Origin of the sequence: Methylobacterium mesophilicum (assembly GCF_022179445.1) — a bacterium.
Classification (GTDB): Bacteria; Pseudomonadota; Alphaproteobacteria; order Rhizobiales; family Beijerinckiaceae; genus Methylobacterium; species Methylobacterium mesophilicum.
The window spans coordinates 243,659-256,526 of sequence record NZ_BPQU01000001.1; the positions used below are offsets into that span (position 1 = coordinate 243,659).

The 12,868-nt window shown below is 66.8% G+C and carries 12 protein-coding genes and 1 pseudogene; 2 read left to right on the top strand and 11 right to left on the bottom strand.

Annotated elements, in window-relative coordinates; translation table 11 throughout:
* Positions 1-15 precede the first annotated feature (15 nt).
* The 9 genes and pseudogenes from MFF40_RS01180 to MFF40_RS01220 all read right to left on the bottom strand — a co-directional run bounded on the left by MFF40_RS01180 (position 16) and on the right by MFF40_RS01220 (position 9,404).
* The gene (locus MFF40_RS01180; RefSeq protein WP_238259438.1) at positions 16-3,183 is read right to left on the bottom strand and encodes an efflux RND transporter permease subunit; all 3,168 of its coding nucleotides are present in this window, start codon (positions 3,181-3,183) and stop codon (positions 16-18) included.
* Positions 3,180-4,682 carry an efflux RND transporter periplasmic adaptor subunit gene (locus tag MFF40_RS01185; RefSeq protein ID WP_238259440.1) on the bottom strand — a complete coding sequence of 501 codons (1,503 nt, stop codon included), beginning with the start codon at positions 4,680-4,682 and terminating at the stop codon, positions 3,180-3,182. The genes MFF40_RS01180 and MFF40_RS01185 overlap by 4 nt, the downstream gene beginning before the upstream one ends.
* Positions 4,679-5,074 (bottom strand): FixH family protein, encoded by a 396-nt coding sequence (locus MFF40_RS01190; RefSeq protein WP_238259441.1) that lies wholly within the window; start codon positions 5,072-5,074, stop codon positions 4,679-4,681. The genes MFF40_RS01185 and MFF40_RS01190 overlap by 4 nt, the downstream gene beginning before the upstream one ends.
* 82 nt (positions 5,075-5,156) lie before the next feature.
* Positions 5,157-5,552 (bottom strand): hypothetical protein, encoded by a 396-nt coding sequence (locus tag MFF40_RS01195; protein ID WP_238259585.1) that lies wholly within the window; start codon positions 5,550-5,552, stop codon positions 5,157-5,159.
* Between the two features lie 45 nt (positions 5,553-5,597).
* Positions 5,598-6,761, bottom strand: coding sequence for an MFS transporter (locus MFF40_RS01200; RefSeq protein ID WP_238259442.1), 1,164 nt, complete (start codon positions 6,759-6,761; stop codon positions 5,598-5,600).
* Positions 6,762-6,768: 7 nt separating this feature from the next.
* Positions 6,769-8,064 carry an arsenic transporter gene (locus tag MFF40_RS01205; RefSeq protein ID WP_238259443.1) on the bottom strand — a complete coding sequence of 432 codons (1,296 nt, stop codon included), beginning with the start codon at positions 8,062-8,064 and terminating at the stop codon, positions 6,769-6,771.
* Positions 8,065-8,100: 36 nt separating this feature from the next.
* Positions 8,101-8,525: pseudogene (gene arsC / locus MFF40_RS01210) on the bottom strand (arsenate reductase (glutaredoxin)).
* Positions 8,525-9,052, bottom strand: a complete 528-nt coding sequence (locus tag MFF40_RS01215) for an arsenate reductase ArsC (RefSeq protein WP_238259444.1) — start codon at positions 9,050-9,052, stop codon at positions 8,525-8,527. Before MFF40_RS01215 ends, arsC begins: the two are co-directional and overlap by 1 nt.
* Positions 9,045-9,404, bottom strand: a complete 360-nt coding sequence (locus MFF40_RS01220) for an ArsR/SmtB family transcription factor (RefSeq protein ID WP_056221274.1) — start codon at positions 9,402-9,404, stop codon at positions 9,045-9,047. The genes MFF40_RS01215 and MFF40_RS01220 overlap by 8 nt, the downstream gene beginning before the upstream one ends.
* A gap of 50 nt (positions 9,405-9,454) precedes the next feature.
* On the opposite strand from MFF40_RS01220, the gene arsH reads away from it, so the two are divergent.
* On the top strand, positions 9,455-10,207 hold the full coding sequence (gene arsH / locus MFF40_RS01225; protein WP_283206079.1) for an arsenical resistance protein ArsH: 753 nt from the start codon (positions 9,455-9,457) through the stop codon (positions 10,205-10,207).
* A 687-nt stretch (positions 10,208-10,894) separates the two neighbouring features.
* Here arsH and MFF40_RS01230 read toward each other — a convergent pair.
* Positions 10,895-11,155, bottom strand: coding sequence for a hypothetical protein (locus MFF40_RS01230; protein ID WP_156648164.1), 261 nt, complete (start codon positions 11,153-11,155; stop codon positions 10,895-10,897).
* An 894-nt stretch (positions 11,156-12,049) separates the two neighbouring features.
* On the opposite strand from MFF40_RS01230, the gene MFF40_RS01235 reads away from it, so the two are divergent.
* A complete protein-coding gene (locus MFF40_RS01235) occupies positions 12,050-12,214 on the top strand; it encodes a hypothetical protein (protein WP_238259445.1) in 165 nt (54 codons plus the stop codon).
* Between the two features lie 239 nt (positions 12,215-12,453).
* Here MFF40_RS01235 and MFF40_RS01240 read toward each other — a convergent pair whose 3' ends face one another.
* Positions 12,454-12,846: a hypothetical protein gene (locus MFF40_RS01240; RefSeq protein WP_238259446.1), complete on the bottom strand. Its 393-nt coding sequence runs from the start codon at positions 12,844-12,846 to the stop codon at positions 12,454-12,456.
* Positions 12,847-12,868 lie beyond the last annotated feature (22 nt).

Genomic DNA, 12,868 nt, shown 5'->3' on the forward strand with positions numbered 1-12,868 from the left:
TTCGCTCTCCCGTCCTCACTCGGCTGCCAAGGGTAATCTTTCAGGTTCGACGGATTCCATCGCGGTATCGGACCTCGGTAGCCCCCATCCCTTCACGAGCCCGTAGACTGCTGGGATCACCACCAGGGTCAGCACCGTCGACGAGACCATGCCGCCGATCATCGGCACCGCGATCCGCTGCATCACCTCCGAGCCCGAGCCGGTGCTCCAGAGGATGGGCAGGAGCCCGGCCATGATCGCAACCACCGTCATCATCTTCGGGCGGACCCGCTCGACCGCTCCGACCATGATGGCCAGCCCCAGGTCGGCGCGGGTAAGCGGTTGCCCGGCCCGGTCGCGCTCGGCCCGGATCTCCGCCAACGCATGGTCAAGGTAGACCAGCATGATCACCCCGGTCTCAGCTGCCACGCCGGCCAACGCGATGAAGCCCACCGCCACGGCCACCGACAGGTTGAAGCCCATCCACCACATCAGCCAGACGCCGCCGACGAGGGCGAAGGGCAACGACAGCATCACGATCACGGTCTCGGTCAGCCGACGGAAGTTGAGGTACAGCAGGAGGAAGACGATCAGCAGCGTCAGCGGCACCACGACCTTGAGCCGGGCGGTCGCGCGGTCGAGGTATTCGACCTGCCCACTCCACTGCACCAGGGTGCCTTGGGGGAGCCTGACCTCATTGGCCACCGCCGCCCTGGCCTCGGCAACGTAGCCCCCGAGGTCGCGACCGACGACGTCGACGTAGATGAAGACCGCGAGCTGCCCGTTCTCCGTCCGGATCTGCGTCGGGCCTCGGTTCAATTGCACCTTGGCGACCTCGCCGAGAGGCACGGTCCCCCCGCCGGCGATCGGCACCTGGACCTCGGAGGCGATGGAGCGCGGGTCAGAGCGGAAGGCGCGCGGGTAGCGCACGTTGACGGTGTAGCGCTCGCGGCCCTCGACGGTGTTGGTCACGCTCTCGCCGCCCAGCGCCATCCCGATCACGTCCTGCACGTCGCCGACGGTCAGGCCGTACCGGCCCAGCGCCTCGCGGTCGGGGGTGATGTCGAGGAAGTAGCCGCCCTGGACGCGCTCGGCATAGGCGCTCGACGTGCCCGGGACCGCCTTCACCACCGCCTCGACCTGGCGGGCGACCTTCTCCATCTCCGTCAGGTCCGTCCCCAGCACCTTGATCCCGACCGGCGTGCGGATGCCGGTCGAGAGCATGTCGATGCGGGCGCGGATTGGCTGGGTCCAGGCATTCGATACCCCGGGGAACTGGAGCGCGGCGTCCATCTCGGCCTTCAGGCTCGCCGTCGTGACCCCGGGGCGCCATTCCGCCTTCGGCTTCAGGTTGACGATGGTCTCGAACATCTCGCTCGGCGCCGGGTCGGTCGCGGTGTTGGCCCGTCCGGCCTTGCCGTAGACCGAGGCCACTTCGGGGAAGGACTTGATGATCCGGTCTTGGGTGGCGAGCAGGTCGCCGGCCTTGGTCACCGAGATGCCCGGCAGGGTGGTGGGCATGTACATCAGGGTGCCCTCGTCGAGGTCGGGCATGAACTCCGAGCCGAGCCGGCTCGCCGGCCATGCCGTCGCCGCTAGGATGACGAGGGCGATCAGCACGGTGAGGACCCGCGCCCGCAGGACGCCGGCGATCAGGGGCCGATAGATCCAGATCAGGAGTCTGTTCACCGGGTTGCGGTGCTCGGGGATAATCCGGCCTCGGACGAACAGGACCATCAGCGCCGGGACGAGGGTCAGGGACAGCACCGCCGCCGCCGCCATGGCGAACGTCTTGGTGAAGGCCAGCGGACCGAACAGGCGGCCCTCCTGGCTCTCCAGGGTGAAGATCGGCAGGAAGCTGACCGTGATGATGAGGAGCGAGAAGAACAGCGACGGCCCGACCTCGCCCGCGGCCGCGATCAGGATCTCGACCCGGGGCTTGCCTGGGTCCGCCCGCTCCAGGTGCTTATGGGCGTTTTCGATCATCACGATGGCGGCGTCGATCATGGCGCCCACCGCGATGGCGATGCCACCGAGGCTCATGATGTTCGCCCCAAGCCCCAAGGCCTTCATGCCCGCGAACGCCATGAGGATGCCGACCGGCAACATCAGGATCGCGACCAGCGCGCTGCGGACGTGGAGCAGGAACACGACGCAGACGAGGGCGACGATGGCGCTCTCCTCGATCAGCGTGCCCTTGAGGGTCTCGATGGCCGCCTCGATGAGGTGCGAGCGGTCGTAGACCGGCAGGATCTCCGTGCCCTTGGGCAGGCTGGCGGCGACCTCGGTAAGCCGGGCCTTCACGTTCTCGATGACGTTCAGGGCGTTGGCCCCGAACCGCTGCAGGACGATCCCGCCGGCGACCTCGCCGTCCCCGTTCATCTCGGTGATGCCGCGGCGCTCGTCGGGACCGAGCTCGACCTTAGCGACGTCCTTCACCCGCAGGGGCGTGCCCGCCTCGGTCCTCAGGACGATGCTCTCGATGTCGGCGACGCTCTTGAGGTACCCCCGCCCGCGGACGACGAACTCGAACTCGGACAGCTCGACGGTGCGGCCGCCGACGTCGGCGTTGCTGGCCCGAATGGCCTCCCGGAGCTTCGTCAGGGTGATGCCCTGCGCCCGGAGCCGGTTCGGGTCGACGACGACGTTGTACTGCTTCACGAAGCCGCCGACGCCGGCGACCTCCGCGACGCCCTCAGCGCGGGACGCCCCGAAGCGCACGACCCAGTCCTGGAGCGAGCGGAGCTCGGCCAGCGTGCGTTCCTTGGCGACGACGACGTACTGGTAGACCCAGCCGACGCCGGTCGCGTCCGGTCCCAGGGTCGGGGTCACGCCGGCCGGCAGGCGCTTCGCCACGGTGTTCAGGTATTCGAGCACCCGGCTGCGGGCCCAGTATGGGTCGGTGCCGTCCTCGAAGATGACGTAGACGAACGACACCCCGAAGAACGAGAAGCCACGCACGACCTTCGACCGCGGCACCGTCAGCATGGCGGTGGTCAGGGGGTATGTGACCTGGTCCTCGATGACCTGGGGCGCCTGCCCTGGGTACTCTGTGTAGACGATGGTCTGCACGTCCGACAGGTCCGGGATCGCGTCGAGCGGCAGGGTCTTCAGGGCGTAGAGCCCCGCTCCCACCGCGAACACCGTCCCGATCAGGACCAGCATCAGATTCCTCGCCGACCAGGCGATCAGGCGGGCGATCATGGCGCCTTCCCCTCGGCGGCGGCCTGCGGCCCGGGATCGGGCTTCGGCTCGGAAAGACCTTGGAGGGCCGCCTTCAGGTTGCTCTCGGCATCGATGAGGAAGTTGGCCGAGGTCACCACGCGGTTGCCGGCGACGATGCCGTCGCGGATCTCGACGTAGCCGTCGCCACGGGTGCCGAGCCTGACCGGTCTCGGCTCGAAGCGGCCCTCGCCCCTGTCGAGCAGGACGACCTGTTTCGTGCCGGTGTCGATGACCGCGTCGTCGGGCACCGCCACCACCGGCTTGTCGCTGCCCGTGGCGATCGTCACGTCGGCGAACATCCCCGGGCGCAGGTCGCCGTTCGGGTTCGGCAACTCGATCCGCAGGCGGGCGGTCCGGGTCGCCATGGCGAGGTGCGGGTAGATCCGGGTCACCGTGCCGGTGAAGAGGCGATCCGGGAACGTCCGGGCGCGCACCGTCGCCGTCTGGCCCTCCGCCACGGCCGCCAAGTCGCGTTCTGTCACGTCGGCCAGGACCCAGACCTTGGAATGGTCGACGAGCTTGAACAGGGTGTCGCCAGACTTGGCGCGCATGCCGTCGGAGACGTTGCGCTCGACCACGACGCCGTCGCGGGGCGCCGACCACGTGATGGTCGATGGTACCTTCCGGGTGCGCTCGATCTCGTCGATGACCTCGGGCGGGATGCCGAGGTTCTCCAGGCGCCGCCGGGCGCCCTCGTAGCCGATGCCGGTGAGGTACTGCGCGGCGGCCGCGTTCATCTCCGGCGAGAACAGGCGCAGGAGCGGCTGGCCCTTGTGGACGTGGTCGCCGGTAGTGACGGCCTCGACCTTCTCGATGAAGGCGTCGGTACGCATCGCGATGACCGAGATCCGGCGCTCGTCCTCCTCAATGGCGCCGGGCGCCCGCACCGGCATCGACAGGACCCGTCGCTCGGCCACCGCCGTCCGGACCCCGGTGCGCTGGAGCTTGCCGGGCGAGATTTTCACGGTGCCGTCGTCGGTGTCCTCCCCCTCGTAGACGGGGAGGTAGTCCATCCCCATCGAGTCCTTCTTCGGGGTCGGCGAGGTGTCCGGAAGGCCCATCGGGTTGCGGTAGAAGCGCACCTTGCGGGTCCCCGCAAGCGTGGTGGCCTGACCCATGGCCATGTCGCCGTGCCCGGCATCGGGCATCGCCTCCGCCTCGTCGGGTTCGTCGAAGCGCACGTCCTCGCTGGCGTGGACGGCGCGATAGTCTCGACCGTCCGCGGTGCGTGTCGGCTCCGAAGCGTAGTCCGGCTTCCCGTCCGGGTCCTGGTAGTAGACGATTGGTCCCGTCGCCTTGGCCGGGACCCGAGCGGGTACCGAAGGGGGCTGCCGAGTTCCCGGCAGCCATTGGCCGAACCCGGTCCGCGCCTGCTGGACGAGCGCCGGCACGGGGCTGCCCTCATGCCCAGCGCCATAGCCCAAAACCCCCGCCGCGAGCGCGGTGAGGGTCCCGGCTGCCCAAGCCGACCGGCTCACTTGGTGGCCTTGAACACCAGCCTGTTCTCGACGGTGCCGGTCTCGCCCTGCACCTTGGCCCCGAGCGAGAGGCGCCAGCCGCCGGCCATCGTCAGCTTCGCCTTGAACCGGTAGACGCCCGGCTCCGGTGACGGCAGCTGCTCGATCTTCGAGGTCATCTCCTCCATGCTGTCGGGCGCCATGTCGATGCGCTTGGCGAAGATGACGGCGTTCGGCACGGGCTTGGACGTGCGCTTGTCGACGAGGCGGACGTCGAGGATGGCCTCGCCCTGCCTGGCCTCGTCCTTCACCAGTTGGAACTCGTAGTCCTTGGTGTCAGCCCGGGCCGCGGTGGTCAGCGCGAGGCCGAGCAGCGCAGCCGTGAGGGCGCGCGAAAACGATGTCTTGGACACGGTGGATGATCTCCTGAAAACGATGGGACCCGGGCCTTCAGGCGCGCGGGATCGGCCGGCGCAGGCGCCGGCGGCATCGGGTTCAGGCTCGGGGAGGCTCGGTGGGCGGCCCTTGCGACAGGCTGTCGAAAGAGGCGGTGACGCCCCAGGTCGGCCCCTCGAAGCGGGCAACGCGGCCCGGAAGTCCGACGGGGACCGGCAGCCCGGTGGCGACCTTCGCTAAGCAGAGGGCCATCAGCGGGCAGCCCTTCGAGCAGTCGGGCATGTCCGGCCGCTCCTTAGGGCAGCACGGCATCTCATCCATGGCCATCCCGGCCATGTCATCCATGGCTTCGTCGGGCATCGCCATGGCGTGCCCCTGAACGGCCGTCGGCGCGCGCATGCCGGCGGCGGCCGCGGATGCGGTCACCGGCGCAAGGGCGAGGCTGAGCACCGCCAGGAGCGGGAGCAGCCGTCGAAGGGCGAGCCAGAAGGTCACGAACGGACGATGCCACATCGCATGTCGGCGAGGAAGGGACAGGGACTACCTGACGCGCCAGAGCGATACGGCGAGTGCGACATTCGCGAGTGCGAGCACGGCAAGGAGAGCGTAGGTCGCGTCGGCGCCTGCATGCGTCAGCACGACGGCCCCGAGGGAGGGTGCAAGCGCCTGCGCCACCAGCCCCGGACGGGCGAGCCGACCGACGAGCGGGGCGTAGCGCTCGGGACCGAACAGCGCGAGAGGCACCGTGCCGCGTGCGATGGAATAGATCCCGTTCCCGGCCCCGTAGAGGACGAGCGCCAATCCGACCACGGGCAAGTCCGCTGCCAGCATCGCGATCCCGATCGCCACGAGAACCATCGCCGCCGTCTGGGTCCAGAGGGGATGGTGCCGGCCCTTGCCGGCCATCTCGACGATGCGCGCCCCGACCTGCGACGGCCCGATCAGGGCGCCGTAGGCCACGGCCGAGGTCAACGCGACGCCACGGGCCTGCAGCAGGGTGATGAGGTGCACCGAGACCAGGGCCATCACAGTCCCGCCGAGGGTAAGCACCCCGGCCATGAGGAGGAAGGCGCGCCGCTCCCGACCATGGAGACGAATGACGGGGCTCGTACCTGCGGGTCGCGTGACCGGATGTGCAGGGGGCCGGGGGATCACGAGAAGGACGAGGGGCAGCGTGACCGAGAGGTGCAGCCCGGCATAGGCTAGGCAGGTCCCACGCCAGCCAACCCGCTCGACCAGGAAGGCCGACAGCGGCCAGCCCACCGTGCTGGCAAAGCCGCCCCACAGGGTTAGCATCGTGATGGCGGGCCTTGCCTCGGCGTCGTAGAGCCGGCCGAGGGTGGCGAAGGCCGGATCGTACAGGCCGGTCCCCATGCCGAGGCCGATGAGCAGCCATGCCGCGAGGTAGACCGGCAGGTTCGGCGCCAGACCGAGGACGGTAAGGCCCACCGCGAGGATGACTGCCGCGAAGGCCAGGACCGGCCGACCGCCGTGTTCCCCGATGAATGTCCCGACCCGCGGGGAGACCAAACCCGCGACGAGGAGGCCGAGGGACAGGCCGCCGATGACCCAGCCCAAGGGCCATCCTGTATCCGCGATCATCGGGGCGGCCAGCACCGACAGGAGGTAGAACGAGGAGCCCCAGGTCAGGATCTGGATCACGCCCAGGGCCGAGATCACGGTCCAGCGGCGCGGCGGGGCCATCGGTCCGCTACCGAGCCCCGAGCACAGGCAGCCACAGTGCCAGGGCCGCCAGGGTGACGAGCAACACCGGCGGGGTGATGACCAAGCCGACCCGCATGTACTGGCCCCAGGTGATGCGCTGGCCCTTGGTGTCGAGGACGTGGAGCCAGAGCAGGGTCGCCAGACTCCCGATGGGCGTGAACTTCGGGCCGAGGTCGCAGCCGATGACGTTGGCGTAGACCATCAACTCGCGCATCAGGGGCGACAGGTCCGGGGCCTGCTGGATTGAGAGCGCGCCCACCAGCACGCTCGGCATGTTGTTCATGACCGAGGACAGGATCGCGGCGGCGACCCCCGTGCCGATGGTGGTCACGAACGGTCCGTGACCCGAGAGCCAGGTCAGTCCCTGAGCCAGGTAATCGGTCAGGCCGGCGTTCTTTAGGCCGTAGACGACGAGGTACATGCCGAGGCTGAAGAGCACGATCTGCCAGGGCGCACCGGCGAGGACCCTGCGGATCGGGATGACCCGGCTGTGATTGGCCAACGCCAGCAGCACGAGGGCGCCGGCGCAGGTCACCACCGAGACCGGCACGCCGAAAGGCGCGGTCACGAAGTAGGCCACGAGCAGCAGGGCCAGGAGGGGGAAGGCCGCCTTGAAGACGAGCGGATCCTTGATCGCGTGGCGCGGCGGTTCGAGCTCGGTCACCGGGTACGTGGCCGGCAGGTCGCTCCGGTAGAACAACCACAGCACCACCAGGGTCGCGGCGAGCGAGACGAGGTTCACCGGCACCATCACGGCGGCGTAGCGGCTGAATGAGATGTCGAAGAAGTTCGCCGAGACGATGTTGACGAGGTTCGAGATCACCAGCGGTAGGCTGGTTGAGTCCGCGACGAACCCGCACCCGACGATGAAGGCCAGCGCAGCCGCCGGCGTGAAGTCGAGGCGCAGCAGGATGGCTAGAACGATGGGGGTGAGCAGGAGGGCCGCTCCGTCGTTGGCAAAGACCGCCGCGATGGCGGCGCCCAGCAGGATCACCAGCGGAAACAGCAAGCGCCCCCGTCCGCCGCCCCAGCGGGCGATGTGGAGCGCCGCCCAGTGGAAGAAGCCGGCCTCGTCGAGGAGCAGCGAGATGATGATGAGCGCGACGAAGGTGAAGGTGGCGTCCCAGACGATGTGCCAGACCACCGGGATGTCGCCCGGGTGGATGACCCCGGTGGCCAGCGCCACGGCGGCCCCGATCAGGGCGCTCCATCCGATCCCGAAACCCTTCGGCTGCCAGATGACGAAGACGAGGGTGACGACGAAGATGGCGAGCGCGAGCATCGGGACCGTTTCTTGTTTTTGATTGCGTGGGTGCGATCAGGCGGTGGCGACGCGCCGCCCGTGCTCGTCGACGACGCGCTCGCCGTCCTCCTTGGCGAACTCGCCTCGCTGGGCCGGCAAGAGGTCGAGGACGGCCTCAGAGGGCGGCAGAGGGCGACGCCCCTGGGGCTCACCACCAGGGGGCGGTTCAACAGGATCGGGTGCTCGGAGATGGCATCCAGAAGCTGGTCGGCCGTCAGGCTCGGGTCTGAGAGCCCGAGCTCGGCGTAGGGCGTCCCCTTCTCCCGCAGGAGGTCACGGACCATGACGCCAGCGCGCTCGGCGAGCTGGCGGATCAGGATACGGTTCGGCGGCGTCTTCAGGTACTCGACGACGTGCGGCTCGATGCCGGAGTTGCGGATCAGGGCCAGCGTGTTGCGGGACGTGCCGCAATCCGGGTTGTGGTAGATCACGACGTCCATCACGCGACCTCCGGACGGGGCGAGGTGGCACCGGCCTGCTTGCCGATCTCGCGAACCCTGGACGTCAGGGAGACTTGGTCGAGACTCGCCATCGGCAGGGCGAGGAAGGCCGAGATCCGGTTCTTGAGGTAGCGCTGCGCGGTCACGAAGGCGGTCTTTCGCTCGATCTCGCTACCCTCGACCGCGGCAGGGTCCTCGATGCCCCAGTGCGCCGTCACCGGCTGGCCGGGCCAGTACGGGCAGGCCTCGCCGGCGGCGTTGTCACAGACCGTGAAAACGAAATCCATGACCGGTGCGTCGGGCTTGGCGAACTCGTCCCACGACTTCGAGTGCATACCCTCTGTCGGATAGTCGCTCTCGCGCAGGACCTGGAGCGCCATCGGGTTCACCTCCGGCTTGGGCTGGCTGCCGGCGGAGAAGGAGCGAAAGCGACCCTGGCCGTCCTTGGCCAGCATCGCCTCGGCGAGGATCGAGCGGGCGGAGTTGCCGGTGCAGAGGAAGAGGACGTTGTAGACGCGGTCAGGCATTGGCGGTGTTTCCCGTGGGTAGGCAACAGGCTGACAAGGCCGCGACGGCGGGGGCGCAGACCTCGGGTCGGCCCTGGCAGCAATCGCGCATCAGGAACTGGATGAGCTCCGACAGGTCCGGGTAGGCGGCGCTGTAGATGATCGAGCGCCCCTCCCGCCGGGAGGTGACCAGCCCCGAATGGCTGAGCTCCTTGAGGTGGAACGACAGGTTGGTGCCCGAAACGCCGACCGCCTCGGCCAGCATGCCGGCCGCCATGCCTTCCGGCCCGGCGGTGACGAGCTGGCGCACGATGCGCAGGCGATGCTCCTGGCCGAGGGCCGCGAAGGCGGCCACGGCTTGCCGTTCGTCCATCATGATGTCAATATATCAACCATAGTTGAAATGTAGAGGAACGAAACGTCTTGGACAAGCCCCTCCAGCCCTTCGCCGATGGATTGCCCAACCTCAGCCACGGGCATTTCGTGGTCCCGACGGCAGCCGACCTGCACGTGGAGACGCCGTTCACCCACGCCCCGCGTTTCCTGATCCTGTACGGCTCGCTCCGGGAGCGCTCGTTCAGCCGCTTCCTTGCCTACGAGGCCGCACGCCTCCTGGAGGCGATGGGCGGCGAGGCGCGGATCTACGACTCGCACGGCCTGCCGCTGCCCGACGACGCCACGGCCGACCACCCCAAGGTCCAGGAACTCCGGAACCTGTCGATCTGGTCGGAAGGCCATGTCTGGGTCAGCCCGGAGCGCCACGGCGCCATGACCGGGGTGATCAAGAGCCAGATCGACTGGCTCCCCCTGTCGGAAGGGTCGGTGCGCCCGACGCAAGGGCGGACCCTGGCCGTGATGCAGGTCTCGGGCGGTTCGCAGTCGTTCAATGCCGTCAACGGCCTGCGCGTGCTCGGGCGCTGGATGCGGATGATCACCATTCCGAACCAATCCTCGGTCCCGATGGCCTACAAGGAGTTCGACGAAGCCGGGCGGATGAAGCCGGGGCCGCTCTACGACCGTGTCGTCGATGTCTGCGAGGAACTGGTGAGGTTCACGTTGCTGACGCGGGAGCGCGCCGACTACCTCGTCGACAGATACTCGGAGCGGAAGGAGCGCGAGCCCGAGCGGCTTAAGTCCGTGGCCGCCGACATCGGGTTCGTGAAGCGACCTTCATAAACCGACCGGAGCGGGCACCGACGCATCGTCAGCATGACGAGGTATTGGCAGGGGACGCCGCCATCCTCGCCATGATCTCCCCCAGGGTAACCGGCCGCCAATCCCAGCAATCGCCCCCAACGTCCAGGCTCGTCCGGGTGGCCGGGATGCCGCCGTGGGAATGCCCATAGACGTGAAGGTCGCCGTGCCAGGCATTAGGCCACGTCACGTGCGCATAGTGGCTGGCCCATAGGGCGACGCGTTCTGGCATCCCCAGGTCCTGGACGTAGATCCTTTGGACGTCGACGACGGGGCCGGCCCATTTGAAACGTTCGCCCAGGCCGTGGTCGTGGTAGCCCCGAATTAGGTGAATGCGGCCATGCAGGCGCGCCTGGATCGATGCGGCGTAAACCAGGATGCACTTATAGGCGAAGTCGCCAAGGTGCAGATGACATCGTCCGGACGCAGTCCTCTTTCCAGGCGGCAACCAAATTTGCGTTACTTTCCTCGATGATCGCGATCAGCCCGTAGGCGATGCATTCGGACACCGATCATGCTCCTATCCATGTAATGGCTGTTAGCGGAGAAAAGAGCGGTACGTACTATTTCCTTACCAATCGCAGCCTAAGACATTTTAAAATATTATCACCCTATTTTTACTTTATCGATTGCCGAGTTGACCTATCAAATGCAGCTCATTGATCAGGTTTAGAAAACCGTACCGTCTTCTTTTTTTCTTTCATAATAACCCTCAATACAATCAGCGAGCTCGTCCCGTTGGTCTTGGCATAGATTATCGACGATGTCGCACCCTTTAAAGGATTTTACGAGAGCTTCCCCTGATGCCCATGTTGACATGACGCCAGGTATCTGTTGGGTCTTTACCATGTGCTCTGCCGCTTCAAGAACCGCATCAAATGCTGCTTCAACGTCAATGTCCCAACCGTTGCTTCCAATGTTGAGTGGCATGCTTTTATCCTCTTCGCTCCTGCCTTCTGATATCGTCACCATATTAACAATCGATATCATCGCAAAGAACCGCGGGCTAATCCGGTCGCGCCGGTGAGAGAATGTGCGCCTCCCGATCGCCAGTAGGCTGCCGAATTGGCGATACTAGAATGGGTGCCGACCGTACCGACGCCGGAGAAGCATCTCACGACCGGTATTGATATTTTCCGCAGCAACTCCCGGATGCTCGCGGAATCAAATTCGGCTACTTTGTCGATAATATTGGATAAATCCTTGCGGTCCAATAGATAGGCCTGGGAGACTAATTATGTCCCTCCACTCGGGCAGCTTTGATCACGCGGATGACGTTCCAGCTGCTGTAGCTGGAATGCATGTTTATGATTGGGGCGCCGAACAGCAAGCCGACGTCCGCGATCCCGGACATGTTGAGCACCTCCTCGACCTCGACGTAGTCGTAGGTCTCGGGCGAACACCGGTACGACCGGCAGGGGGGTTCGACGCCAGTACTAACTCAAAGCTCAGGATCTCGGCGTCCAAAGAGGGAATGCCGCCGTCGCCCTGCGAGATCGATGCGGCCCTGTACCCGCGCGCGCACCGGACGTCCACGACGGCAGCGGCTGCGGGTATCCTGCTCGTGCTCGTAATGGCAGTGGCTTGGGGCAAAAGAGCTTCTCCGGTGACTTAAAGAGGCTGCCTGTCGGTGCGTGTCCCAATCTAGGCCACGCGCCTGCGGGGACCTATGGTGAAGTGGTTGGAAGCCTGGGGATGCGTATGACGGTCGGTGGAACCTTGCCTTGGCTGGTGGCCGTGACGGCCTTCGTTGCCGCCGCCTGCTGGTACAAATCGACGGTCGTGAGCGTACCCGCCCCCCCAGAGACTAGCGGAGTAGGAGCTATGCCGGGGGGCTACCTCATCTCCAAGGACGCGAGCGGGAACCGGATCGACCTTCACGACACCCTGAAAGAACAGACGAAATGGAACCGATGGGCGGCGTTGGCAGCCGCCGCCAGCGCGGTCCTGACGGGGCTGGCCGCACTGATCCCGCCGCCTCCAATCTAGGCCTCGACGCCGGTCTCAAACGAGTTCATCGCGGCGTCGGCGACAAAGGCGTTATCGACGAGGTTGCGCTCTGCCTGCTCCTGGACTGTAGATGCTGCAGCGGCTCTGCGTGCCGGAGCGCTTCGGCGCTTTGGTGCCCTGCACCTCGCGGGCGAGGCGTGCGAGGAACCCGGTGGGCACGCCGCAGTACTGGGTCGGGGTGACGCCCTGCGTCAGCTTGATGTTTTCCCACCAGGGGATCAGGATCTGTCCTGAGCCAAGCCGACGTCGCCGGGCAGGCGGGTGTTGTCGCCGACCCCGAACAAATATTTCAGGTAGGTGCTCTGCTTCGGCATCACCTCGACGGACGCCCAGACTCCGTCGCCGGCGTCGTTGCGTTCGATCTGGTTCAGGCCGACGACGCCCGACCTCGTGTACTTGATCGCGCTCTGCGTCCACGGCGTGTTCCGCTTGAGCGTCTTTTGGAACTGCTTGCGGATGCCGACGACGGCGGCCTTGGCGGTCTCGTCCATGGCCCAGCCGGCAGCGCGCCGGTACTTGGCGATGCCGACGGTCGAGACGAAGCGGTCGCGCCAGTCCTCGATCAGCGGACCGACGTCTGAAGCGATGCGGACTTTGAACTCATGGGCCATGCCCGGGACGATGCCGGCCCGG